This is a genomic window from Desulfopila inferna (genome assembly GCF_016919005.1).
In the GTDB taxonomy this organism is placed as follows: Bacteria; Desulfobacterota; Desulfobulbia; order Desulfobulbales; family Desulfocapsaceae; genus Desulfopila_A; species Desulfopila_A inferna.
In genome coordinates this window covers 15,015-40,112 of record NZ_JAFFQE010000006.1, presented here as the reverse complement: position 1 = coordinate 40,112, position 25,098 = coordinate 15,015, and the positions used below count along the sequence as shown (strand labels likewise).

The 25,098-nt window shown below is 48.0% G+C and carries 16 protein-coding genes; 3 read left to right on the top strand and 13 right to left on the bottom strand.

What is annotated here, in order from left to right; translation table 11 throughout:
• Nucleotides 1–25: 25 nt before the first annotated feature.
• The 12 genes from JWG88_RS14875 to JWG88_RS14820 form a co-directional block, all read right to left on the bottom strand.
• Nucleotides 26–544, bottom strand: coding sequence for a cyclic nucleotide-binding domain-containing protein (locus JWG88_RS14875; RefSeq protein ID WP_205234582.1), 519 nt, complete (start codon nucleotides 542–544; stop codon nucleotides 26–28).
• Nucleotides 522–3,083, bottom strand: coding sequence for an ATP-binding cassette domain-containing protein (locus tag JWG88_RS14870; RefSeq protein ID WP_240194475.1), 2,562 nt, complete (start codon nucleotides 3,081–3,083; stop codon nucleotides 522–524). Before JWG88_RS14870 ends, JWG88_RS14875 begins: the two co-directional genes overlap by 23 nt.
• Before the next feature lie 50 nt (nucleotides 3,084–3,133).
• Nucleotides 3,134–5,092, bottom strand: coding sequence for an OPT family oligopeptide transporter (locus JWG88_RS14865; RefSeq protein WP_205234581.1), 1,959 nt, complete (start codon nucleotides 5,090–5,092; stop codon nucleotides 3,134–3,136).
• A gap of 235 nt (nucleotides 5,093–5,327) precedes the next feature.
• Nucleotides 5,328–7,313, bottom strand: coding sequence for a DUF6785 family protein (locus JWG88_RS14860; RefSeq protein ID WP_205234580.1), 1,986 nt, complete (start codon nucleotides 7,311–7,313; stop codon nucleotides 5,328–5,330).
• A gap of 6 nt (nucleotides 7,314–7,319) precedes the next feature.
• The gene (locus JWG88_RS14855; protein WP_205234579.1) at nucleotides 7,320–12,071 is read right to left on the bottom strand and encodes an FtsX-like permease family protein; all 4,752 of its coding nucleotides are present in this window, start codon (nucleotides 12,069–12,071) and stop codon (nucleotides 7,320–7,322) included.
• Nucleotides 12,072–12,200: 129 nt separating this feature from the next.
• On the bottom strand, nucleotides 12,201–12,941 hold the full coding sequence (locus tag JWG88_RS14850; protein ID WP_205234578.1) for an ABC transporter ATP-binding protein: 741 nt from the start codon (nucleotides 12,939–12,941) through the stop codon (nucleotides 12,201–12,203).
• A gap of 39 nt (nucleotides 12,942–12,980) precedes the next feature.
• Entirely contained in the window at nucleotides 12,981–13,631 is a 651-nt protein-coding gene (locus JWG88_RS14845) for an ABC transporter permease (RefSeq protein WP_205234577.1), read from the bottom strand.
• Nucleotides 13,632–13,757: 126 nt separating this feature from the next.
• Complete coding sequence (locus JWG88_RS14840; protein ID WP_205234576.1) at nucleotides 13,758–14,534, bottom strand: polysaccharide deacetylase family protein; 777 nt, start codon at nucleotides 14,532–14,534, stop codon at nucleotides 13,758–13,760.
• Entirely contained in the window at nucleotides 14,534–15,703 is a 1,170-nt protein-coding gene (locus JWG88_RS14835; RefSeq protein WP_205234575.1) for a glycosyltransferase family protein, read from the bottom strand. The genes JWG88_RS14840 and JWG88_RS14835 overlap by 1 nt, the downstream gene beginning before the upstream one ends.
• Nucleotides 15,700–16,338: a histidine phosphatase family protein gene (locus JWG88_RS14830; RefSeq protein ID WP_205234574.1), complete on the bottom strand. Its 639-nt coding sequence runs from the start codon at nucleotides 16,336–16,338 to the stop codon at nucleotides 15,700–15,702. The genes JWG88_RS14835 and JWG88_RS14830 overlap by 4 nt, the downstream gene beginning before the upstream one ends.
• 4 nt (nucleotides 16,339–16,342) lie before the next feature.
• Nucleotides 16,343–17,644: a glycosyltransferase family 4 protein gene (locus JWG88_RS14825; RefSeq protein WP_205234573.1), complete on the bottom strand. Its 1,302-nt coding sequence runs from the start codon at nucleotides 17,642–17,644 to the stop codon at nucleotides 16,343–16,345.
• A gap of 36 nt (nucleotides 17,645–17,680) precedes the next feature.
• Entirely contained in the window at nucleotides 17,681–18,904 is a 1,224-nt protein-coding gene (locus JWG88_RS14820) for a glycosyltransferase family protein (RefSeq protein ID WP_205234572.1), read from the bottom strand.
• Between the two features lie 412 nt (nucleotides 18,905–19,316).
• Here JWG88_RS14820 and JWG88_RS14815 point away from each other — a divergent pair, with 412 nt between their 5' ends.
• On the top strand, nucleotides 19,317–20,423 hold the full coding sequence (locus tag JWG88_RS14815) for a hypothetical protein (protein ID WP_205234571.1): 1,107 nt from the start codon (nucleotides 19,317–19,319) through the stop codon (nucleotides 20,421–20,423).
• An 86-nt stretch (nucleotides 20,424–20,509) separates the two neighbouring features.
• Here the strand turns inward: JWG88_RS14815 and JWG88_RS14810 are convergent, their stop codons facing one another.
• Nucleotides 20,510–21,043: a hypothetical protein gene (locus JWG88_RS14810; protein ID WP_205234570.1), complete on the bottom strand. Its 534-nt coding sequence runs from the start codon at nucleotides 21,041–21,043 to the stop codon at nucleotides 20,510–20,512.
• 675 nt (nucleotides 21,044–21,718) lie between these two features.
• Here JWG88_RS14810 and JWG88_RS14805 point away from each other — a divergent pair.
• Both JWG88_RS14805 and JWG88_RS14800 read left to right on the top strand, forming a co-directional pair.
• Nucleotides 21,719–23,479 carry an FG-GAP repeat domain-containing protein gene (locus tag JWG88_RS14805; protein WP_205234569.1) on the top strand — a complete coding sequence of 587 codons (1,761 nt, stop codon included), beginning with the start codon at nucleotides 21,719–21,721 and terminating at the stop codon, nucleotides 23,477–23,479.
• Nucleotides 23,480–23,668: 189 nt separating this feature from the next.
• A complete protein-coding gene (locus tag JWG88_RS14800; protein WP_205234568.1) occupies nucleotides 23,669–24,862 on the top strand; it encodes a hypothetical protein in 1,194 nt (397 codons plus the stop codon).
• Nucleotides 24,863–25,098: the final 236 nt, after the last annotated feature.

Here is a 25,098-nt window from a genome sequence, read left to right as displayed (position 1 = left end):
GAGCAATTATGGAATGTTAAAAACATCAGAGCAGAGGACCCCCTTTATTGAGAATAGAGTCAGGGACCTTTTCCAGCATGAATGATGTCTGCTCAATGAGTCGTTGCACCCGCAGTTGGACGATCCTTTCAATAAGGGATTCCCGGCGCGCGGGAAACTTCTCAACGACTTTTTGAAAGCTTTCACGGGTAATAATTAAAGTTTCACATCCCTCTAGAGCTCGAACATTAAAAAACCATTTGAACCGGGCAAGAAGTGCAAGTTCTCCAAAAAATACTGGTGGGGTGAGCTGCTGCAGCACGACTTCCCTGTCATTGTGACTCACTGATACCTCCGCACTGCCGGAGAGAAGATAAAAGGCGGCTTCTGCTTCCCGTCCCTCGTGGATAATATAATCACCAGCGGCATATTTTTTTCTGCCGGCGAGATAGGCAAAGAGTTTTACCATCTCACCGTCTGCTCCGGCAAAAATCGATGAATTCCGTAATACTTCAAAGTCACAGGTAATTTTGCATTTAAAATCAGGTTTCATTGATGAGCCCATAGAGTACTCCTTTTTGGTTCAGCAGTTTATCGTATGTGCCGGATTCAACGATTTTCCCTGCTCTCATTACGAGAATATGATCATATCCTGAAATCATGTCAAGACGATGCACCACGGCAATGACGGTGGTGTTTCCCTTCAGCCGACTATCGATATATTTCTGAATTTGCGTTTGTGACTGGTTATCCAGGCTCGCCGTCGCTTCATCAAGAATAAGAAGAGGGGTCTGTTTCAGCAGCGCTCTGGCAAGTGCAACCTTCTGCTTCTGCCCTCCCGAAAGGTTGTCCCCCTTACTGCCTACATGGAAGTCAAGGCCTATTTCAAGTATCTCATCCAGCAGACCCTGCTCGGAAAAATGACGAATTGCCAGTGCTCCCAGGCTGTCTCTGAGAACCTCGCGGTCTATGACCGTACCGAAGAGAACATTATCAAGAAGTGTGTGATTGAAGAGATACTGACTGGTGCAGTACGGGGTGAACGTGCTGAGAGGGGCTTCCTGTGTTTCTTCATGCCCTTCAATTGGGAGAATATGTTGCTGGATGGTACCGTCTCTACACTGCTCCAGGTTGATTTTTTCAATTTCATATAAAAAGATGTGTCGGGCCTTAATAATGGCAGAACGTAATTTGGCAGGCAGGGTATAGATTTTATGTTTTCCGGGAATATAGAGGAGTGCTAATTTGAGAAGATCATGTCTTTCATTTTTGCGGAGATTAATCAGGCTTGTTTTCTGCAGTTTTTTAATAATTCCGGCGTAACTGTCATATTCTCCCGGTTCCATAGGACTTCCCTGGAAGAAAAAATCATCTTCACGCATGTCGTGGAGCAGCGTCACCGTGGTTTCAGCAATATTTCTACCAAGGACCAAAAGCGTTTCTTCAAGGTTCGTTTGTTTGAGAAAATTGAGGAAATCTTTGCGATTAAGAAGATAATCACTGCTGTAATTACCGGTGTATTCTCCAAAGATAATGTTTTGTCCGATTGTGGAGTATTCCAGAAATGCTTCGGAATCATAAAATTCAACAACACCATCGAACTCATCCCGCAAGGTGTTATGGATAATTCGGCGCATGGAGAGAATTTTATCTGCAAGTTGCTGTGCTTTTTCAAGTGGCAATACAGACCGGTAACCCCAGCGGATGACATCCGCTTCAAGGCCGACCTCCCGCATCATGGCCAGCACTTTTTCCCTGCCGGGCAGTTCCTCGGTTATACCAGCCAAACGCAGGGCCACGCAGGAATAGAGAAGATTATCATTTACCGTTCCGGTGAAGATGAAAGGCTGTTGTGAAACTACGCTGATGTTTCGGGCAATATCAAGTTTGCTGAGACTGTTTACTTCATGACCGTCTATTTTGAGAGTACCGTCGGTATAATTGAGCAGCTGGCTCAGCAAATGACTCAAAGTGCTCTTGCCGGATCCTGAAAATCCGATGAGGGCAAGATGCTGCCCGGCTTCGAGGTCGAAGGATATGTCTTCCAGCAGTTGCACGTCACTGCTGATTTGAAAGCCGAGGTTTCTTGCTTCGATTGTTCCCTGCAGAGTTATCGCCTCTTTATTTTCTGGTATTTCCAGCAACGTTCGTTCGCTACTGTCAAAGGTTTCCATGATTTGTCGATAGCGGACCTGGGCATCCTGATACATCTGGTAATATTCTATCATTTCCTTCCAGGGATCGTACACCTTTTCATAGGCGGATAAAAAGGCAACCAGCGCTCCGATGGTGAACTGCCCATTGATGGCAAGATACCCGCCGATCAGGAAAAGAAGAAAGGGACCAAGGCTCTGGAAGAAATTGTTGCTGAATTTGATGCCATACTTGAAGATAAACAGTTTGCTCATCGTTCTGTAGAGCTTTTTGATATAGTAATCCAGCTTGCCCTGCTCCAGTTGGAAACTGCTGTTGCTCTGCACCTCGTGGATACCGGAAATGGATTCATTTACCAGATTAGCCATGGAGCGAACGGTGTGTACCCGTGAGCGGTTGAGGATGTTATATCTCTTTTGTAGCATGGGAATAACTATAAATTCGAAGGGATATATTAATGTGGTCAGAATTCCCAGGACAGGGTTGAGATAAATCATGAAACCCAGAAAGGCGAGAAAAGTTAAAATCGAGGAAATGGGAATGGCCAATGCTCCTCCCAGAAAAGTTCCCACGGCATTGAGCTCGGAAGTCATGGCCGAAATTATGATGCCTGTCTGAGTTCTATGGAAAAACTGGAGAGGAAGCTTAAGAACATGATTGTAGAGCTCCCGGCGCATTTCAATCAGAATTTTCTGACCGATTATAGCCTGGAGCCAGTTGATATAATATTTAATCAGTCCGGCTATCAGCACGGCACCCATATACAGACCACAGTAGAGATAGAGCAGTTCGAGTTTTCTCAGATTAATGGCGATATTGATGATTTTTCTCTGCATTTCAAGGGGAAATACCTTGAAAAAGAGACTGGAGACGATCAGAAAAAGCAAGAGGAACTGCAGGCCTCTGTACTTGTGGAGTATCCAGTAAAATAATGGCTTTTTGGTAATCAAAATACTTCTCCGGTTGCCGGCGGCTGTCCTTGTGAAAGGAATAGACGGTATTAATATGCCATATGGCCGAGAGATTTGGCAATGAGGGCAAATCCCATGGCAAACATTCCCGTGAGGCCCATTCCGCACGAAAAACCGGCAAGTAGTACCGGTGCATACTGCCGCCACATCTTGCCGTAACGCTTATAAAAGTAATATCTTCCCAGTAGAGCTCCGGCCACCTCGAGGATCATCCCGTGCGGAGTTGACTGTCCCAGACCACGTACCACCCCGTAAATGAGAAGCACCGGTAGGCCGAAAAGACTCAAAACACCATACATGACGATGCCGAAGGTGAGCCCGGCAAAAACAGTTGTTCCATTCAGAGCCTGATAGAACAGGGAATTGCCCTCAAGCGTGGATGTCTGCATCAGCAGAGTATTGAGGGCCTGGAGATGCCAGAGTTCCTGGGCGTAGGGATAACTTGATGAAGGAATAGGCGCCAACCGCCAGATGAATTGTGAGAACAGCAGGCTGGCGATCATCACAATGGGAAAGACAATTATTTCCGCTTTAATAATACCGCGGATAGATGTCCCGGTGAGCTCAATCTGACGAAATTGCACAGTGGCTTCGCCATAATTATGTATGGGGATCGGGGCATACCAGATTTCAATTCCCTGGTAACCAAAATACCGGGCGCCGGCAATGAAACTTGCTTCACGAACAAGAGGAAGGCTGACAAACTGCCCGGCAATACCTTCCATTCGTGCGGTTATATAGGAAATTACCGGTGTATAGATAAAACCGTAGGCCAAAAAGAAAATCCAGGGGAAATTCGGCACCAGGAGAACGCAGAGATAGACGTAGGCCAGAGTGGAAAAAACGTAGATGGCAATAGATATCCAGAAGTTGAAATCACCTCTCCCCTTGGGCGGATTGAAGAGATCCTGCCAGGACGTATTCTCGTCTTTGGCCTGGCGAAAGGAGTGAACCACCGACCATATGCCGATACAGCCGATAGCCAGCCCCAGGCCTATGCCGAAGCTCATATAAAAATCAAAGTTGTTGGCAAAAACCGTATCAACCGTGGCCATGCCGGGATGCCAGCGATGGAGGATGCCCTGGGAATAGAGGATGGGGTTGAGAACGATGGTAATAACAAGACCGATTAAACCACCGATCACGGCCCAGAAGGGAATGACCATACCGATGAAAACCAGGCCAAGATCAAGCTGGATTCCGGTGGCCACCGCAGGCAGAATATCTTCAGTATGGCTGGTCAGTTCCACCCATGGGATGGGGATAAGCCGGATGGGTTCGGTAAAGATAAGGCTCGAGACAATAGGAATTAGAACATATACCGCCCCAAAAACAAGGCCGATCACGCCCCCTATGGAAAAAACGCGCCATTTCCAGCTGGTCTTCTTTTCCTCCGTCGATTCCGCCAGGGCCATGGTTCCCAGGGCAGCGACCGGAGCCATGGGGAAAGGAAGTTTTTCGACATCGGAGGTAATGCGGTAGAGAGCATACCCCAGCCCGAAATGGTCGATACGCTGGATGATCTGAGATCCCACCAGCAGCAGAATCGGTATGAGCCAGTCCCGATGGAGGAAAGATCTCTCAACCAGAGAGAGCGAGTCGGATGCGGGTGCTATCCAGGTGGGAATGTACTCCGTCAGACCAAGCATTCTGGCAGCATCGGACTGCACCAGATACTGATTCCACAGCAGCCCGGAGAATGGCGAGGCCAGAGCCGCGCCGGCCATATAGTATAGAAGAAAAATCTCCTGCTGCTTCAGCTCGGAATGAGCCCGCTTGGCAACCTCGGCAAAAAGGATGATAGTAACCCACCGTGCTGCGGGACCGATCCCCTGGCCGATAACCAGCTGGAGATACATGGAGCCGGGCATCATCAGAAATCCTATGAATATGGCGCCGATGATGGTTTTCCAGTCGAATCCTTCCTCAAAATGATCCGGAGTCGGCAGCAGGTCCCTGTATTCCTTTAGTTCCTTGTCATCGTACATGATAGTCGGCTCTATGCCTGATGTCTGAACGGTTTTATTGTTATGCCCTCGGAATACGGTTCGACCGACAGCATGGGATTTTTCTCATATTCATTTAGTGCCTTGCAGATTGTTTTCCTGTGTTTTTTGCAAGAAAATAATCTGCTTAAAGGTTCTTATACCCCTCAAGGGGGTACTGTAAAGAGTCCAGCTTAGTGATAACGCCCGAGATCGGATGTTATCGTCATTAAATACATCAATCGGGTAGGACCTTGTAGCCTATGTCGGTAAAAAGGCCGACAATGGCCCAGCCACCGCCCATCAGAAAATCGCCGATGATCAGTCCGACGAAAAACAGCTGAAATTTTTTAAAAAAACGTATACCTCCGTAGCGCATGCACAGAACATTGCAGACCCATCCTATAAAAAAGCTGAGCCAGAGAATCCTCATCGCCGAACTGTAGGCGGTCAGATATCCAATGGGATGAATCGGCCACCAGATAAAGCGGTGATAGGCGATGACCAGCATCAGCATAAGCAGGGCTCCGAAGAAGGCAAAACCAAGTACCCAGGTTCCCGTGTCCGGAGGAGTTGTAACCAGGCGGAAGATATTCTCGTAAACAGCGACCGTGGAACCGGTGGCCCATTCCTGATTGAGTGCCCGCATGCCGTATCGGTAACAAAGCATCATCATGGCGATAAAGGAGGCCGCCAGTGAAAAAATAACGGTGATCACCAGTCCCGCAAAAAGAAGAAGTGCTGGATTGTTACCATGGTGCACCTTTCTGCCGTGCACCAGAGAAGGCATCAGTGATTCACGCAAATCGACAAAGAGCGTTTTTTGGCTCATACCGGCCAGTACCCCGCTTACTCCGGCGAAAAGCTTGGGGCCGAACAGGGCGATAATACCGTCCAGAGGAGCTGCCGTTAGAGTGAAATAGGCAAGGCCGCCCTGGCAGATAATTCTGGTGGCCACAATCATGATCATGAAAAAAAAGGATACCATAAGGATGGCGCTAATAATATTCACACCCATCTGCATATACCAGAAGACGAGCGCGGCCATGCCGCCGAGTGTACCCCAGAAAGCCAGACGCACATCAAACCATTCCGTTCCGGAGGGGATCCTCTTTTTCAGGAACAGGGATGCCCGGGTGACTTCCATGAGATGGTGCCTGGCCAACCATACCAGGAAAAAAAAGAATACTCCATAAGCCCCGATCATTTGCATCTCCTCGGGCCGCGACAGGGTGGGACCGAAAGTCACTCCCAACTCCGATACCGGGATGATGAATCCCAGTACATTGAGAATGCCATAGAGCAGGCAGCCTGCCAGGTAGAAAAACCAGAAGGAGAAGGAAATTTGTCTCGAGGCGAGAAAGGCGAAACCGATAAAGGCGGGGTAGAAATAGATGCGCAGTTTCTGGAATCCCGAAAAAAGGCCGTAGTCCGGGAAATAACCCCCTGCCAATACCAGAGTTGTAATGTTGGGAACAGATGGAAAATAAAAGGCGGCGCCGTTGAGCAGGTGGAGAAAGAGTGGAATTGATAAGCCCGCCAGGAGGAATCTGTCCAACAGGAGACTGCCCAGTGTCTTGTCGTTGACCGCGGCACCTATCATTTCGGGCACCTTGAGCAGTGGAAAATTTATTCGCTCATTATGTATCCATTGCCGGGAGAGGATGTTGACGATGCAGAACATCACCAAAAAGCTGAGAAGAATGAATATCGACCAAAGCAGCATCGGCGTCAGCCATGCCTCCCACGGTATTTGATAGAAGAGTTGCCGCCAGTCCATGTCGCGACCGCCTTCTATACCTTTGTAAAGAATCCTTATGGCGCCCTCTTCGGGAATAAGCTGTCGGGGCAGCAGCGGCAGCAATTTATCTTCCCACATGTTGCCCACGGTGGCGAAATGGACAGGTGCCGTCAGATTGATCAGAAATGTTCTGGCAAAACCGGTGTAGGCGATGCCGGAGCCGATAACCATCTGTACCCAGATGACGATGAGCTCATAGCCGCCCAGCAGCATTCGGCTCTGCAAGAAACGATTGAGCAGGGTTATTATCAGGGCAAGGAGAAAGAAGATAAAAAATGGAGCCAGTGGGAAATGGCCGCCGCCAAGGGGAGTAGCCTGGTGATAGATGTTGTTGACCGGCGTAAGCAGGCAGATAATCATTGCAAACACCACTCCAACGATGATTGCCCGCAGCCGTATGGTGTGACCCTGTTTTTCCGCCATATTTTTTTATCCTGTTTGACCTGCAGGCAGAGGATCCTGATGTCCCAGCGCCTCTTGTAACACGATCCGGTATGATGTGTGTCCTTCATCGTCCAGGGAACGCCAGATCAGCAGCTGTTTACGTATATCATGAAGGAATATCTTATTGGTACGCTTCCACATCTCAATCTCCCCTGAATTGCGCTGTAGTGAAATTTTAATTTCCAGATATTCTGGATTTTCCCGAACCGGACAGAATTGAATATCAATCCATTGCATGATGCCGAAGTCGAAGGGAGCAAGCCACACTTTGGCCCTTATGTGCAGGCAGTTCAGTGATGAAGGCTCGGCGGCCCTGATCACCATCTCCTTTATCTCTGCCGCTGTAGTGCAGCTGAAGACAATATCCACCTGACCGGTGGAGAACATGCCGTGGGAGATATCCTGATGGCCGGTAAGATAGCTGTAGAGGAACCCGCCAATGGATTCGTTTTCTTCATATTTCATAAAAAAGGGAAGTGTCACCTCAATTCTGTTGTTTACCGGGGTGGGCAGCTGAAAGGTCTGTTTGACATCGGGGATGGCGATTTTTGCGGCAACGCGGGAGGGATATATGACCGAAAGGAGAACAACCGCCATAATGAGGATCATCGCCGCGACTCCGGCAAGTGACGAATAATTAACTGTTATTCCAGCCCAGTAAGGTGTTGTGGAAAAAAGTGCAGCCGATACCTGTGCCAGCAGATAGCCAAAGACGACGGATATGACCGCAAGGGCCATGGCTTCCGCTATAAAAAGAAAGGAGACATGCGAAGGGGCGAGCCCCACGGAGGTGTAGACAGCAATCTCGTTTTTTCGCTCATAGACGGAGCTGATCATGGTGTTTAGCACAATAAAAACAGAGATGATCAGAGGAATCAGGATATTCGGAACACCGCTGTAACTCAGGGTGTTGCTGGGAGAGAAGAACCAGACACCACTGGCATCTCCTGCAAATATCGGCAGGCTGAAACGCTCCACCAGGCGTGAGGCAATCTCCTGAATATCTCTGCCTGCACCGGGTTTGATGGCTACGCTTTTTAACGATCCCCCCATGGCGTAAAGGGTTTTTGCGGGAATGACTGCAACCTGATTGCCGGCGATATGCCGGTATCTGCTCTGCAGAGAGCGGACGTCTTCCCCCGATACCATGGCTTCCTGCTCGACTTCGGAGAGTTCGGTGGAAACCTCCTCGGGAAAGGTGACCGGGGTAAGTGGTTCACCATCAAGATCGGTTATGGCATCGAGCCGTGATCCTGAAAAGGTGCCGATAACAGTAAATTCCATGCCCCAGAGATAGACGGTCTGCGGCAGCTCTTCTGCTTTCAGACCAAGGCGGGCGGTGGAGCTGTCTCCCAGGAGGATGGCATACCTGTCCTCGCTCGTGAACCATCTTCCCGAAGTCAGGATGGAGTCGATTGCCGATATCTTCCTTTCGGCCGGGTCCATACCGATCAGTCCCCTAAGTTCAACCGTGTTTTCCTGGTGATAGAGGGGAACCTGCACCGGCCGGGTCATGCTTCTTCCCTCCAGCCATATCCGGGCGGCGGTTGTCCTGTCTGCACTTCCTGCCGACATTGCCGTTTCCGCCTGTCTCGGCAGGCTTTGCCAATTGAAGGATTTGATGAGCAGTCCTGCATAGGGCGCATCTTCCTGGAACAGCAGTTTGTTCGCTTTCAGGCTGGATTTGACCGTAGTAAAACTCATGATGGTGAACGTGAGAATGATCAGGGTCAGACAGGTCAGGATTGTGCGCAGCCGCCGCCTGCGCAAATTGGATACACCCAGAAAGAAGGCGGCGACAAAAGCCTTCCATCGGCTTATCTCGGAGGGGCGTTTATGGCTTGCATGCCTCTGCAGTATAATCATCTCTTCTTCAAACCGTGAAAAAACAATGAAACTCACCATTAGAGAGAGGCCTATAATAAAAAAAGCCAGGATCACCACCATGGGGCTGTAAGCCAGTTGGAAGGCAGGGTGCACGTTATAGATGACACTAATCAGAATCACCAGTATGGCGGTAAATGCACTGATTCGCTTGTATATATTGGCATAATTGAAAAGAAAGCGCTCAAGGCAGAAGGAAAAGGGGACGAAGAGGGCAATGTAGAAAAGGACGCCGAAGAGCACGTCTTTCTGAGTTTTTTCGACCTGCACGTAAACCCTGCCGGCCAGTGCCAGTGCCTGGAGCGTGGATTCTTTAAAAGTTCCATAGTCCATGTCATCGAGAGCACGTCTGCTTTTTTCCAGTGCGGCGAGACCTTTCTTTTCAAGGGCGTTTACCTGAGGGTCCACAATGCCGTGTTTCTCCAGGTTGTTGATGCGCGGTTTAAGCAGCGTCCAGATATCTTCTGCAGCATGATAGCTGGTGTTGGGAATGGAGGAGTAGGTGTTGACAGGATAGCCGTAGCCGAGGGGAGATTTTTCCGTACTGTTTGTCAGCAGGAGTTTCCGGGTAAGAACGGTATCGGAAAGTGTCAATTTAAGCCAGGTTCCGGGTTCGGTGTAAATCGAGGAAATGATCGATGAGCGGGTATCGATGCGGCTGTACCAGTAATGCGTCGGCGGAGCATCCCGACGACCATCAAGAAGGTCTATTTTTGTGAGATAATTGAAGTTCCGGGGTTCGAGAAGATCGAAAATAGTGGTTTCCGTGCAGCTGAAGAGGGTCAGGTCGGTATTGGTATTCTCCCGCCTGATTTTCAATCTGTAATTATCCTTGTCGGTTTCATTTTTATCTATGGCCCATTTCACCCGGCCTGCCGTGCCATCGAAACGGTACCCTTCGATGATTACCTTATCCACTACGTTTTTACTGTCGGCAACGCCTTTGAGATGGAAGGTGCCGCCGCTATCGACGGTGGCGTAAAACCGGGCTTGTCCCTGGAAGGCCATGATTGTGGTGCCCTGTGCCGGATAATCGGCAAAGAGTTCTCCCTGGAGCAAAAGATTGGCCCTTCCGGTGACTGTTGAAAAACCGTTTCTCGGCATCCTGCCCGTGCTAAGATTTTCTACCCTGCTCAGTTCGCCGACAAGATATGTTACCAGCTTTTCCTGTTCAACCAGAGCCTTCCAGTCCACTGAATCGAAAGTATCCCAGGGAGTGCCCCATAAATGCCTGGCGTCGCCGATGGTCGCCAGGGTGAACCCCAGATATCCGGCCAGCGAGCTTACCTCTCCACCGTGGAAGGGGGTTCCGAGAAACCAGGTGTCCCAGGTACGCATCCTCGAGGGGCTGAGAGAATCTATGTAGGGTGTGGAACTGCCACTTTGTTGGGCGAACTGCCGCATGGCATCTCCAGCGGCACTGTATATTCCGGTACGGTTGATATTAGGTTTGAGCTGATAAAGCCAGCCTTCGTGGAAGCCGCCTATGCCGGTGCCGTGACTGGAAAGATGCAGCGAGATAAAGGCGGCTATGCGGTATTTTTCTATATTTTCCCGGAAGGCCAGGCTTGTCTCAAATACCTCGAGGTGTTTTTTGCGGAGGTCGATAATCTTTTCATGTTCAGCAATGGTCGCGGGAATAAGTTCCTCGAACAGTGTGATTTCCCGTTTATCGAGATCATCGAATCGTCTCTTCCAGCTGAGTTGTCGCAGGGCGAACCGTCTCTCCACCAACTTGTCTATTTTTTCCTTGTTCTCGGCAGCTTCCCGGTTGAGGCGCAGATTGACGAGTTCCCGGGTTACTTGATCTATGGAGGCCTTCAGGGTGTTGTCAACAGCTTCTTTCAGACGGTTGTCGCGCTCCTGGTCGACGGCAAGGGGAAAATCAACTGAGGCGAGCTCCTCAAGATAACTCTGTGCCTGCTCAATATCATGCATCAGCAGCTTATGATAACCTGAAAGATCCTTTTCTTTGGACTGCAGGGACCAGATGAGTTCCCGGAAACCGGCAAGTGCTTCACTATGACCGCTGCTGGCCAGGAGCAGGATAGAGCGGCCCGGGGGAGCGCGGCTCAGGTGTTCTGCGGTTTTTAAAAGAGTAACTATGGAGGTCGCTTCATCCGCTCCCGGCGCCTGCCCCGGCAGGAAGACGGAATTGTCATAAAAAGCATCGATGACGAGCAGCTCATCCCGAAGGCTTGGGTCGTTGCCTTCGACGAAGCAGTAGATATTTTGGCCGATCGTCTCCTGCCACTCCACTGCAGAGTGCAGGGTGATGGATTCGGCGACAGGGGAGGTGCTCTCCGTCAAATCGCCGAAAAGAGAAACCGCCTCCTGCTCGGTAATCCAGAATATGGGAAACTGAATGGGTGAAAGTTCCGTTTTCTCTTCAAAGAAATGTCTGCCTTTGATATTACCCTTATCTACCAGAATGGCGGCTTTGGCTCCCAGGGAGGCTGCTGTCTGCCAGTTCAGTCCGGAGTCGAAGTCCATCAGGACGATACTGTCTTTTATGGGTTTTCCACTCAGTTCCGGCATGGTACCGGAAGCAACGTAATAAAGTGGTCCCGTAAGCGTGCCGTCTATACCCTGGGGAGTTATGGCGTTATATAAAAACGGTTGGAGAGCAATGCTATCCTCTCCGAGCTGCATTGATGCATCATGTACTTTTCGTACGGGAACGGTAAAAGAATGGTGCTGTGGAGAAAACCCAAGTTTCTCGAAGTGGTTGAATATAAAAGCCGCTGCCCTGCTGTTTCCCGTACTGCCGGTACTTCGATCACCGAAGAGGGTGAGCTCCTTAACCAGGCTTTTGTGGCTGCTGTCTTCGGCCAAAACCTGGCTTTGCAGCATGAATAGAACCCCAAGGAGGAATAAGAGTATTTTCCGTATCGGTATCATTTTCAATTTAAGTAGCTACTCATGGCTTTTATGGACGAGTAGTGGTTTATGTATTGAAAAACAATTTTTCGGGAGAGCGGTTTAGTTTTCGCTGGTATTTTCCACTTTCCCTGTTTGTATATCAAGTTCATCGCGATCCTGAATTTTCTCTATCTTGCCGTCTCTGATCCAGATAACCTTGTCGGAGACATTGAGCATTTTGTAATCATGTGTCGCTGAAATGACGGTGACACCTCTGTTACTGGAGAGTTGTTTCAGCAAAGTGATGATGTCTTCTCCCGTGGTCAGATCCAGGTTCCCGGTGGGCTCGTCAGCGAGGATAATGGCCGGATCATTAGCCAGGGCGCGCGCCACGGCAACCCTTTGCTGTTGTCCGCCGGAGAGTTCAGAGGGCCTGTGGGAATGACGGCCATCCAATCCCACAAGATGGAGAAGTTCCATCCCTTTTTTTGTTGCCGCCTCATTGGGAGTGCCGGCAAAGGTCATGGGCAGGGTGACATTCTCCAGGGCGGTCATTACCGGAATAAGATTGAAGGTTTGAAAAATATAACCGATTTTGCGGCAGCGCAGCCAGGCCAGTTCATAGGCATCGAGTTGGGCGATATCGACTTCATCGATAAACACTTTTCCGGATGTTGGTTTGTCGAGCCCCCCGATCATGTTGAAAAGCGTTGATTTGCCGGAGCCTGATGGACCCATAATGGATATATAATGTCCCGTGGATATTTCAAGATCTATACCTTTGAGAACCGGGACGACTATTTTGCCCAGGTCGAAGTCCTTGGTCACTCCCGTCACCCGGACTACGTTTTTTGATGCCATGGTTTTTCCTCAAGTCCAATTTGAGTCGTGATTTTATGATTACTGCTCTACCCGCATGGCCTCAACCGGCTGCATTCTGGCTGCCAGCAATGCGGGATATAATGCTCCCAAAAGACTGAGAGACGTACCGATCAATACAGCGATCACCAGAGAATTTCCGACTTCCCACCATGATAATGCCGTGACGGAGATCACGCCAAACCGACTGATTCCGGTAAGAAGCGCGGAGAGTATTCCCAAAAATGCACCGATCACCGCCCCGGCAAGTCCTTCTATCGCCGCCTCGATGATGAAAAGTACAACTACGAATCCATCCAGGGCGCCAAGGCATTTCATGGTTCCAATTTCTCGAAAACGTTCGGTAACCGACATCAGTTGTGCATTGATAATGCCGACGATACAGACCAGCAGAGAAAGAAAGACAATCCAGCGTTGCTTGGGAGAGCCCGTAGCGCTTAACGTTTCTGGGTCGATGTCATATCCAAGTCGGGTCAGTTTGCCCAAAAGCTCCGCATCGCCAAGTACAAGCAAAGACTGAGCAATGTCGTTGCTGATTTGGGTGAAGGAGAGAAATGCCACGGCAAGCATCAGGCTCAAAGTGGTAATGAGTGATCGGAAAAAACGAACCCGAATACTTTTATAGGCAATACCAAAGGACACTTTCAGGGGTAGTCTTTGTAAGCGTTTCATGCAGATCCTCCCTGAGAATGATTATTAACATTAAGAGTTAACATTACAATAGTAATTATTATCCCAAAAAATGGTGCCGTTGTCACGTATTTGGTTTTAGGACACGATCGTGAGCTGTTTCTTGAGTCAGGCTGTGCTCATATCCTGGAATTGGAGGGGCTGTAAGCTCTTGAAGTCACGAACTGACTGCAGCAGTTGATCGAGTAACAGCAGTGCCTGACTATTCATGAGCTGGTGATGAAGCATTATCCCGGAAGTACCGTAAGTCATGGAACGGCTGAGTTGCATGAGCAGGAGGTGCAGCGACAATTCAGGCTCCTGCTCCTTTCCAGTATGAAGATCGACATTTACCTGAAAATCCGGCAGATCCGTTGCCGATGGTATCGCACCGGAGCTTCTTGATATTCCTCTGAAGTCAAATTCTTGCAGTAGTGCCAATGTCTTTTCACCACATCTGTTCCAGGGAGGAGTAAAGAAGGGGAAAAATTCAGAGCCGATAAGCTGAGACAGCCTTTCCCTGCCTCTGAGAAGATCCCTCTGCAGGTCCTCTGCAGGACGGCTGTCGCCGAATTCCTGCTTTTTACCGGAATATTCATGGTTGGCATGCCGCCAGCCATGCTGATGCCAGCACAGTCTTGCACCGGCGGTAGCCTCTTTAAGTCTGTGCCAGCGTCTCTCTGTCAACCATGTGGGTACGACTGCAAGGCAAAGCGGCATATCATGTTTTATAAAAAGCGAGATCATCTCAAAAAACTGTTGCGACGGAACTCCGATATCGTCCGCCCGAAAAAAAACAACGGCTGAACCGTTACCCGCAGTCAGTCCTGACTCTATGGAATTACCCAGTTTCGTGCTCAGGTGTGGAATGGGGGAAGAGTAAAGAGAAGATATCTTATAGCGCATTACTTCTCCCTCATGGCTTGGTACCATTGCTCCACAATGGTGACAGTGATTTGCGCGCCATCAAGACGAATTGGGGGATTGAATCGTTTTTCTGCAAGCCTGCCAAGAATGAGAGCGGCGAGTCTGTCGGGAGATAGCTCGTCACCTTTTAGAATTGTTAATGGCGCCATTTTTTGAAGTTTGCCGATCCTTAGAGATTGTTCACTGTTGTGGCTGAAGGGGTAAAGCAGCGAAGGGACTCCCGTCGAGAGAATATTCATGGTGGTGTTATAGCCTGCCATCGATACTGACAGATCCGCAGCCAGGAGCCAGTCGGTGAAATGCGGGGTAAAGCGTTCCACTTTGATTCTTTTGTCGGAAGAATTTCTGAGAGAATCATAGACCGACTGCGAGGCGTAAGGACCGGTGAAAATGTGAAGCGACAAGGATTTATCGTCTATGAACCGAAGAGATTCCGCCACTGCAAAAAGGAGTTCGGTGCCAACATTGCCGCCGCCGATACTGGCAACAATAAGACGTGTATCTTTTTCAATTCCAAGATTTTTCCGAAGCCGAACGCGGTCGAGATCGGGAACGGGAGGGGTAACATATCCGGTGTAGGCAATGGGAACTGTTATATCGCTAACCCTGCTGAAGGTTTGATCAAGGGAAATGAGATTTTGATCCCCATGGATCAATAATCCGTCAAAATGAGAGTTAAGAGTGGCAATGATTCTATTCTCAAATTTTGTGCTGTCATGCCGTTCCACCAGAATGTCTCGTAGGCTGCAGAAGCAGAGGCAAGGGGACAGGTGCCCTTTTTTAATGCTCTCTAAAACCGGATCGAGCTCAAAACGAAATGCTTTTCTGCCAAAGGGGTAGAGTTCTATCAGGAATACATCCGGCTTGTAGCTTTGGAAAAAACCATAGAGCATTTCGGCTCTAAGCTTCTTCGTTTCATTTAGAGTTTGGCTGGAATCACAGGGAGCAAGATTGTTGAACCGGGAATCCATCATTAATCCCGGCAGCTGAAAAAAGGAGATGTCGATATCGGACCGGCTTCCCGGCAAAGATGCTCCACCGGTTATCATAGTAACCCTGTGGAGTCGGGCCAGTTGTTTACAGATTTCAAGGCTCCGATGGAAATGTCCGATGCCGAGAACATTTTGGCAGTAGTAGGCGATTCTCATGATACCAAAGAGATGTTGAGTTCCTTGCAGAGGAGACTGCCGTTGCGGAAAATTATGGTGTGCAGGGAATTTTGATCAAGTTGTGGGGGAGCGTCCGGCAAGAATTTTGTGTGCAAAATATCGGAAATCAGGCATTTGATTATACCCTGGTGGCAGACAATCAGGATTTTCTGCTGCGGCCAGGCCAGTGAGGCCTCATGAAGAGCGATCCAGCTTCGTTGAAGAACTTCCCGTCTGCTCTCTCCCAGTGGCGGCCTGAAGTCCCAGCCGGAAGCTACCTGTCGTGCTACCTCCTCTGAGTACTTGGCTCTAATCTCCTCGATCCTCCGCCCCTCCCACTCTCCCCAGTGTTGCTCTCTAAGCCTGCTTTCAAAAGTGACGGGAACTTTCATAATGGAATTGAGGATTGCCGCGCTCTCTTTTGCCCTGCCAAGATCACTTGCCAGTATCCTGCTCCAGTGCTGTGCAGCCAGAAACCGAGCCCAATCATGCATTTTTTCCTTTCCGGCAAGACTGAGCCTGGAATCCAGGCTTCCCTGGATGCGTTTTTCTTCATTCCACAGTGTGGTACCATGGCGCAGCAGTCCAAAACATGTATCAGCTGAGAAATTCTCCCTACTTTCTTCTCTTTCCATGATCTCACCGCTCCATTTTTTGTGCGCCGACATGTCCGGTAAAAATATCGGCCAGCTTGGCGGTAAGCCGGCCATTATCAAATTGGGCAAGAACAAGCTTCCGACCCTCCTTGATGCATTTGCTGCGGAGTGTGGAGTCATTCAGGAGCGATATGATGGCATCGGTTATTGCCTCACTGTTATCCGGAGGCACAATGAGCCCGGTGTGCCGGTGCCGGATCAGTTCGGGGATAGCCGAGACATCGGTGGAAATAGCCGGAACCCCCATGGCCAGACTTTCCACCAGAACATTGGGGATGCCGTCCCTGTCGCCATCGGCAGCGACGCGGGAGCTCAGAAGGAAAAGATCGCACTTTTCAAAGTGACGGAGTACCTCTTCATGAGTTTGCGTGCCCAGCCAGACACAATTGTCGGTAAGATCAAGCTCACTGATAAGATCAAGAATCTTTTTGCGGTCATCACCATCGCCGATGAGTGTATGGTGAAAGTCGATGCCCAGTTTTTTTAATCTGGCCAAGGCCTTGTAAAGTACGGGTAGACCCTTTTTTTCGGTGATTCGGGCGATTGTAAGCAAGGTAAACGGAGGAGTGCAGTTTTCTCTGGATTCCTGGGAGCGAAAAAGGCCGGTATCCACTCCGTGATAGACGCAATGAATGGGAGTGTTTGATGAACCGGCAATTTTCTGAAGATACTCGGCATTATAGCGGGTGCAGGTTACTACAAAGAGCGCCTTTTCTATTTTTTCCCTGAGTTGCTCTTTGTTCGACGTGTAGATATCCTTGGCGTGCGCGGTGAAGCTGAATGACAGTCCGCTGAGCAGAGAGGCAAACATGGTCACAGAGGTTGGCGAATGGGCAAAATGGCCGTGTAGATGGTCGACCCGCACAGCGCTATCCTTGATGATATGGTTATTAACCATGAACCCTGCCTGGAAAAGATGTTTGAATGTTGCCGCTTTTTTTGTCCGTGCAAGACGTTTTGCCGCCACACGGATGGCAAGGCCATAACGTTTTGGAGATTTGAGGGCAAGAGCCATATTGGGAAGAATAAGTTTGAAAAAATTCCCGAGAAGATGACTTGGCAGATAATGCACCTCGGCCTGAATACGCTTTACCGATTCGTGGCAAAAAGATTCCCGCGGATGACGCATTGGAAAGATCACTATTTTAAAGCCATAGCTCTCGAGAAGGAGTATTTCGTTTGATATAAATGTTTCTGAAATACGCGGATAGCCCTTGAGGATGTATCCCAGCACGGGTTTGTCATTTGTTTTATTGTGACTATCGATTTTTTTTTGAATGCGCATAGGATGTATGGATAATTCTGTTGAGGGCCGATATCGTCAGGAAGTGGTCGCTATACTGTCAGGCTTTTTGTTCCCTTTGAACACTTCTACGCGCTGGCGCATGGTTTCCAGACCCGAGAGCGAAAAATTCTCCATTGCATTTTTGTATTTTGACGATTGGGAAACCATGGAGATAATTTTTTCCCGCAGTAGGCCGGGAGAGATTTCGGACCAGGGAATATATTCGATAAGTCCTCTGGCATGAAGGCATTCCGCCCGGATGAGCTGTTCAAGACGCGGTGATTCCCTGGGGACTACCAGTGCGGGCGTTCGCTGCGTAAGTATCTCGCAGAGTGTATTGTAGCCTCCCATGGTAACAACAAGATCTGCCGCATTTATCAGCTCTTCGAGCCGGGGATGGAAAGGCAGTAATTTAATTCCGCACCTGTCGGCTCTGATTCTGAATTCTTCCCGTTTTTGTCGGGGCATAAAAGGTCCGGTAATGATAACGCTTTTAAATGGTAGCGGCTCTGGATACTCATCGTGAAGGGAGAGAAAATTTTCCAGTATTTCGCTGCCGTCACCGCCTCCCCCCGTGGTAACCAGTATAAATGTATCATCATCAAAGATTCTGAACTGCTTGCGTATTTTGGCGCGGTTAGCTGCATCTGTTTTTTTTCTGGAAATATAGCCTGTAAAGACAACCTTCCCGTCTATCTGCGGCGGAATTTGATACTGCTCAATTGGATTATAGATTTTCTGTTCGCCATATACCCATATCTCATCATAGAGATTCTCAAGGTAGCGGTAGACTCCTTTTTTTTGCCAGTCTTTACGGATTATCCGGGCCTCGTCGAGAATATCCCGCAAGCCCAGAACAGTGGTAGTTGCCGGCAAACTTTTTTTAAGCCATTTCAGAGTCGGCAAGACTTCACGTTTCAGTCCGAGTGGTTCTTTGTCGACAATAAAAAGATCAGGTTGAAATGTCTTAGCAGTAGCTTTGATGATGTCTGTTCTGATTTTAAGGGCATGTTTGGCGTCGATCCGAATGGAGAGGGAACAATATTCGTTGTTTTTCTTTTTGATCATACCGGGTATTCGGACAAAATCGACATGTTCAGGAAAGGAAAACCGTCCGGCAATAGGGGAGCCCGTAAGAATAAGGATGTTGGTTTTCGGACCACGAAGATGATTGGCAATGGCCATTGTTCTGCGAATGTGGCCCAGGCCGTAAGTATCGTGGGAATACATCAGAATATTGTAGTCGGAAGATGAAAACATGGTTTCCTCATTGACTCCTTTTGGAAAGCGCAAATCTTTGAGAATACTTATTAAATATTCTTAACTTTTAATGCAGAAGGGGCACCTTTGTCAAGTAGAGCCGTGTAATCCTGTCAGGCGATTTGCCCACCTCCTTAGCAAAAAACTGCAACAAGCTTTCCTCAAAACCTTGGTAGCGCCTGATAATTTGAAAATAACATAATTGAGGCTATGAAAAACCGCAGAAAGCTTCGAGTGAGCTATCAGGCAGGTTTTTAAAGTGACATCAATTTTAAAAATTAATGTCAAGATTCTCTCGTGAAAGTTTCCTTGTCCTTTAAAAATATCTGGAAAAAGTATATAGATGAGGCTGTGTAGGTGAGGAAACCGCACAAAACTTTCAGATGCTGCCAAAAAATATTGGATGATGTTTATGAAGAGAAGACCCTCTCCTGAAGTGTTGATGGCCAAAGCCTATGATGATCTTGTAGATTCGCGGGATACAGCCTTATCTTTTGAAAAAGAGGCTTCAATGGTCGCGGACTTTACACGTCTTTACATTCAAAACCTCTTTAACCTGAATGAAAGCGGTTTGAAAAGCGTCATGAAGAAGAACCGCGATCTTCATGCAAAAGCCGCCAATTGGGAACGCCGGGGCCGAAAACCCTATGAACTATTGCAACGGCAGATACTCAAAGGGGATGATCTGGGTAAGATACTGAAGCGATATTCTGCCCATTTAGGCGCACTCGATTGTATCCTGGATATACGAGCGACGGCCGCTCTGGTCCATCATCTAATCCATTTGAAACCGTCTGATGATTTGCCTGCGGAAGTGACAGGTTGTGAATTCGGCTCGGGGACCGGTATCTTATCAATCGCTGGAAGCGTCCCTTTTGTAGGAAGCGGAAGATGCTTGACTATGCACGCTTTTGAGCAATCACAGGAATCTCGTGACGACAGTCTGAAGATCATTAAAATTCTTAAGATGGAAAGCAGGTATAAGGATCAAGTGATATTCCATGCCCATTTGGGAGATGTAACAACGGAAAAGCCGTATCAGTTAGTGAGGGACGCTCAGGAAAACAGTGGCCCATTGGCTCTTTGGATATCCGAAACATTTGGTCATAGATCAAAAAAACCCGTGGTTCGGGAGAATTCGATACAATGTACATTTTTAGATCCATCGGGAGTCATCCCTTACTCTTCCGACCTTGAGAAGAAGTATGATCCGTTGCAACAGGTCCTTGAGCATTCTTGTCTTTATTTTGATTCATTCCTTCAACAGATACGGCAAGGATCACTTGTTGCCTTTCCGGACATAGTCACCCCCAAGGTAATAATAGACGGAGAAAAGAGTTCTATTCTATCACCGGATGGGATTTGGAGGAAATTGCACGAAATAGGAAAGCCCTACGATATGCTGCCGCCATGTCTGTCGACACGGTGGTCTCTAGGCCAGATTAGACCTTCTCAGAAAACAGATAACCACGATGCTATAGTAAGAAAGAAGAAAAGGCGAAAGTATTATTGTAATTGAGTTCGTAAGGTCACGTCGAACCCGTATTGACAAGCCTTCTTATGGAAGCGTAGCCTTCGCAAGTGGCATGTGGCATAGCCGGATGACTAGAAACTCATGGTCAACTGATTGCTGATCATGATGATGTTTTCTACATCGCTGTAGGTGTTCTTCTCCTTGAAAAGGTCACCGGTTGCCATATAACCGAAATGAACCTCATAGCGAATATTGTTGAACAATTGATATATCACCCCAAGATTGGCTTCCCAGCCGGTATCGTAATCGGGATCAAGGGAGGCGTCCCAGCGATTCTTGGTGATACCGAAGGCACCGCGCAACGAGATATCCGGCGTGGCTGAAAAATCAGCTGAAACGGCGAAAATGTCGGTTACGTTTTGTGGATCGCTTGTCCCGAATTTCGATGATCCTGCTCCACTGTCGGTGAGAATGTCTGATGTGGTTCCGGTAATGAGCAGGGGCCCGAGGTCGACTGAATCGGAATATCCCGAAAGATCATCACTGCTGAAACTATAACTGACGATACGGTATTGCACATGTCCGTCAAGATTGGCTGCGGATGCACCGGAGACCACTATACCCGTAAAAATAAGTGCGAGGATGTATGCGGATATGGTTTTCATGTCCTTCTGCCAATCGTGGAAGTTGTGGTTTATCAAAGTTATTACTCATCGGAGAAGAACCGAAAAATTCAAAAAACCCAGATAACTTTCCAGCTTCTCATGATAATTATGAATCGTAAAATGAGCGCAATATTCATATATCATGAATACAAAAATTTTAACTTTTTTATATAGTGTACTCCAAACAATAAAATGTCAAGAGGAAATCAAAATGAAATATGTAGAGAAGTGCTGACACAAACATCTCCTCCGTTAAGCATTAAACTCCGGGTAAGCGCAGCTCTGAAATCAATTATATGCCTGCGATAAAATCTATCTGGTACCTGGAATTGAGGACAGATAACGTGAACTTCGAAATTGCCTTTTTGGGGCGGTACAAGTTCAGCTTCTCAGTTGCCTGCTTCAATAGAAAATGAGTTCGGGAACATTTCACATAAGCTTTGCAAGTGGCCGGAAAGTACGATATAGATGACGTTGCAGTATGGAAAAAGAAAATTAAAAGTGTCTGTCCCCGAAATCATCCCCGGCTGATCAGGCTTGCTCGAAAAATTTCATCGGAATGTTTTCCTGTCTTTCCATGTTATATCTTCCAGCGAAACGACACGGTACATTTTTGTGTCCGTCACCCAATTCGGCCTGATTTTGGATGCTAACATATTACTATTTGGAGAAAATATGCAGCGAAAATGTATAATTCGATTCCTATACATACTTGTAGTTCTCTGCAGTGTACCTGTTCAGAGTTATGGCAAAGATATTGAAAATGTAGCGCTTTTTTCCTTTAACGCTGAGGGAGCCGGGAAATATAGCAACCTCAGGGATGGCCTAAGGGCTATGATCGCCGGGCGGCTGGAAGCCGGAAAAGGAATTTCCGTGGTTGAAAACAGCCTCAGCATTGAGCAGCAGCAGGTGTTTATTGATGGTTATCCTGAAGAGAGCGCTTCCGTCTTCAGTCAGCTTAATGCGGAATATATCGGTGCCGGACAGCTGTCTGCATCGGGAGACAGGTTGTCATTGCTGATGACGTTTTATCGTGAAAACGGTACGGCACCAATTCATCTGAAGACCGAGGCTGAGAACGAGCAGCAGATACTTGCCGCGGTTGAAACACTCACAAAAAAAATTACCGAAGAAGTTTTTGGGATTAGGCCTCTCCCGGTCGCTTCTGCATTGCCCCTTCAACAGAAAAAGGGAATAGAGGCTTTCCAGACTGAACATCCGGATAGACGGCTAAAGGAAGATATTGTCTCCGGAGCAGCATTGTCCATGAAGGATGTGGGTATAACAATTGCGCAGGGTGATATTTTGCGCCGTAGCTCATCCCTTGCCGATGGTGTAGTTTCATTAGCTTCCGGTGATCTCGATGGAAACGGTAACAGAGAGATTATTGTTGTTTCACCGAATAATTTGAAAATATTCAATTATAGCCGGGGCATGCTGGAAGAGCGTGCAGAGTATCCTTTTGAATCGGCCCTCGCCGTGCATGCCGTGAACACTGCCGATCTGGATAATGACGGCAATGATGAAATATACCTCAGTGCTGTGAAAAACAACCGTTTATCATCGATGGTACTTTCCTGGAATCTCCGGGAGGGCGTGCAGGTAAATATGAAGGATATCCGCTGGGCAATACGTCCTGTAAATCTGCCCGGGGATGGAATTGTTCTGGCGGGTCAAAGCAGAGCGCAGGCACAGGCGTATTTCCTCGAACCCGGTCTTTATATTTTAGAAATAGAAGCTGACGCTGATTCGATCAGGCGTGGTAAAAAAATCAATGTGCCGGGGGGGGTTAATCTCTTCGACTTTGTCCATGGTGATATAGATGGTGATGGAGAGAAGGAAATTATTTCAATCACCTCCACTCTTGAACTTGCTGTACACAGTCAACACAACAGGCTCCTGTGGAGAAGTGAAGATGATTTCGGCGGCAGTAAAATTTATCTGGGCAGCAGATGGCAGGAGGATAATAGCGGCGTCATTGGTGAGGTTGCCAACGATGGGGAAAGCTTTGCTGATCTGCAGTATGTGCCAGTTAGGCTCGTAGCAGTTGATATTGACAATGACGGCAGGGATGAAATAATCAGTGCAAAAAATACCTTGTCGACCTTCAAGGTGCTCAAAAATACCCGCGGCTTTTCCAGTGGCAAAGCTGTCTGCTTGAGCTGGGATGGCATGGAAATGCAAGAACTCTGGTCCACCGACATGTTGGACGGCTATATTACCGGTATCGAATATATTCATTATACCGGGGAAGGGGAAACATCCGGGGAGCAGGAGCAACCGGGAGAGGCCGGCAATGTCCGCCTGGTGGTCGGGCAGATTCCCAATGAAGGTTTTGCTGATTTTCTTGATTTCTCCAGTCAGAAAGGAAAACTGGTTGTCTATGATTTTAAATTAGTTGACAAACCCGTTAATTCAAAAGAGACGAAACAATAGAGTATAATTATTTAAACCGAGGTAAAAAAAACTTGACAGAAAAGGCGCTGCAAGCTACTTTCACTGATAATACGTTTTTTCTTGTTGATTTGGCAATAGATTTTTGATTGCCAATACGGTGTCGATGAGAATTTTGGAGAGTAATGGGCCCTCGTAAGAAAGGGAACAAAAGTTATCAAGGAGAGAAAAATGAAAAAGATTATTGCTGCAGCTGCCGGCCTGATGATGGTTGGCGCCATGGCTTCTTCAGTTTCGGCTGTGGAAAGCCAATTTGGTGGATACTGGCGTGCTCGTGGATATACCATGATTGATATGAATGATGATGGTACCCGCTCAGTTGCGGATTCACGTACTCGTCTCTATTATACCGCAATTTTTAACGAGAACTTTCAGTTCGTTAATAAGTTCGAGTTTGATTCCCACTGGGGTGGAAACACACTCGGAGATGTAGGCGCAGATGGTGTTAGTTTTGAAGTTAAGAACTCCTATGCCGATTTCAAAGTTGGTTCCTCCCAGTTCAAGGTTGGTGTTCAGGGAGCAACACTGGCACGTGGTTTTCTCTTCGCGGATGATTTTTCCGGTGTTGTGGCAATATTCAATCCTACCGATACCGTGGCTCTGCCATTCGCATGGATAAAAGTTACTGAAGAGTATGAATTCTGGGGAGATAAACGTCCGAATGCATTCACCGGCGGCGTAGAACAAGATCATTATGCCTTTTTCCCGGTTATCACTGTCAGCGATACTCTGACCTTGAATCCGTATTTAGTTTATTCAAAAATCGAAGGTTTTGATACAGATCTCTACTGGGGTGGTATGGATGTAGATATGAAAACCGATGCCTTTGGGGCATGGGGTACAGCTATCTATAACGGCGGAGATTATCTTGATAACGATGTTTCAGCATTCTTGCTGGCTGCCGGGGCAAATGCAAACATGGGAGCTGCAGATGTTCATGGTCAGGTGTTCTACGCCAGCGGCGATGATGATGACCTTGATGGTGATGTCGATGACTTCCAGTTACCAGCAGGAAAATCCTATTACTGGTCTGAGATCATGGGATTGGGCATTTTCGATCTTACTCCGTCCAACGGATCCCCGGGCGACGCAATCTCCAATATCTGGGCCGCCAATGTTGGCGTCAAAATGGTGCCTATGCCTAAATGGACCATTGGCCTGGATGTCTGGTACGCCCAACTTGTTGAAGAAGATGAATTCGGTGAAGATGATCTCGGACTTGAGGTCGACCTGGTTGTTACCTACAAAATCATGGATAACCTGAACCTGGATCTGGTAGGCGCCTATTTGCTGGCCGGAGATGCTACTGCTGGTGGTGAAGAGGATCCGATCGAAGTTGGTGCGCGTCTTTCTCTGGCATTCTAAGTTAAGACACACTACATTGCAGTTGTTGTAATTTTCGAAGGCCCGGTGAAGTTAGCTTCACCGGGCCTTTTTTTGTCGCTAGCCAACGGAACGGAGAAAAATTCCAGCCGCCCGCTCTGCAGTCCTGATCAAACCCTTTTTTTGGCGCCATTACTCCAAACTTGAGCCGGATCCAGGGGTATCAAAGAAAGAAGACTGCCGAATCACATCTAAAGTGACCAATCTATTTTCATATT

Bases quoted from the DNA above. Each gene is read 5' to 3' on its own strand.
- JWG88_RS14835 (WP_205234575.1), bottom strand. From the start codon at position 15,703: ATGAGAATCGCCTACTACTGCCAAAATGTTCTCGGCATCGGACATTTC.
- JWG88_RS14840 (WP_205234576.1), bottom strand. From the start codon at position 14,534: ATGCGCTATAAGATATCTTCTCTTTACTCTTCCCCCATTCCACACCTG.
- JWG88_RS14810 (WP_205234570.1), bottom strand. From the start codon at position 21,043: ATGAAAACCATATCCGCATACATCCTCGCACTTATTTTTACGGGTATA.
- JWG88_RS14815 (WP_205234571.1), top strand. From the start codon at position 19,317: ATGAAGAGAAGACCCTCTCCTGAAGTGTTGATGGCCAAAGCCTATGAT.
- JWG88_RS14805 (WP_205234569.1), top strand. From the start codon at position 21,719: ATGCAGCGAAAATGTATAATTCGATTCCTATACATACTTGTAGTTCTC.
- JWG88_RS14865 (WP_205234581.1), bottom strand. From the start codon at position 5,092: ATGTACGATGACAAGGAACTAAAGGAATACAGGGACCTGCTGCCGACT.
- JWG88_RS14825 (WP_205234573.1), bottom strand. From the start codon at position 17,644: ATGCGCATTCAAAAAAAAATCGATAGTCACAATAAAACAAATGACAAA.
- JWG88_RS14800 (WP_205234568.1), top strand. From the start codon at position 23,669: ATGAAAAAGATTATTGCTGCAGCTGCCGGCCTGATGATGGTTGGCGCC.
- JWG88_RS14820 (WP_205234572.1), bottom strand. From the start codon at position 18,904: ATGTTTTCATCTTCCGACTACAATATTCTGATGTATTCCCACGATACT.
- JWG88_RS14850 (WP_205234578.1), bottom strand. From the start codon at position 12,941: ATGGCATCAAAAAACGTAGTCCGGGTGACGGGAGTGACCAAGGACTTC.
- JWG88_RS14855 (WP_205234579.1), bottom strand. From the start codon at position 12,071: ATGCTGCAAAGCCAGGTTTTGGCCGAAGACAGCAGCCACAAAAGCCTG.
- JWG88_RS14875 (WP_205234582.1), bottom strand. From the start codon at position 544: ATGGGCTCATCAATGAAACCTGATTTTAAATGCAAAATTACCTGTGAC.
- JWG88_RS14860 (WP_205234580.1), bottom strand. From the start codon at position 7,313: ATGGCGGAAAAACAGGGTCACACCATACGGCTGCGGGCAATCATCGTT.
- JWG88_RS14830 (WP_205234574.1), bottom strand. From the start codon at position 16,338: ATGGAAAGAGAAGAAAGTAGGGAGAATTTCTCAGCTGATACATGTTTT.
- JWG88_RS14845 (WP_205234577.1), bottom strand. From the start codon at position 13,631: ATGAAACGCTTACAAAGACTACCCCTGAAAGTGTCCTTTGGTATTGCC.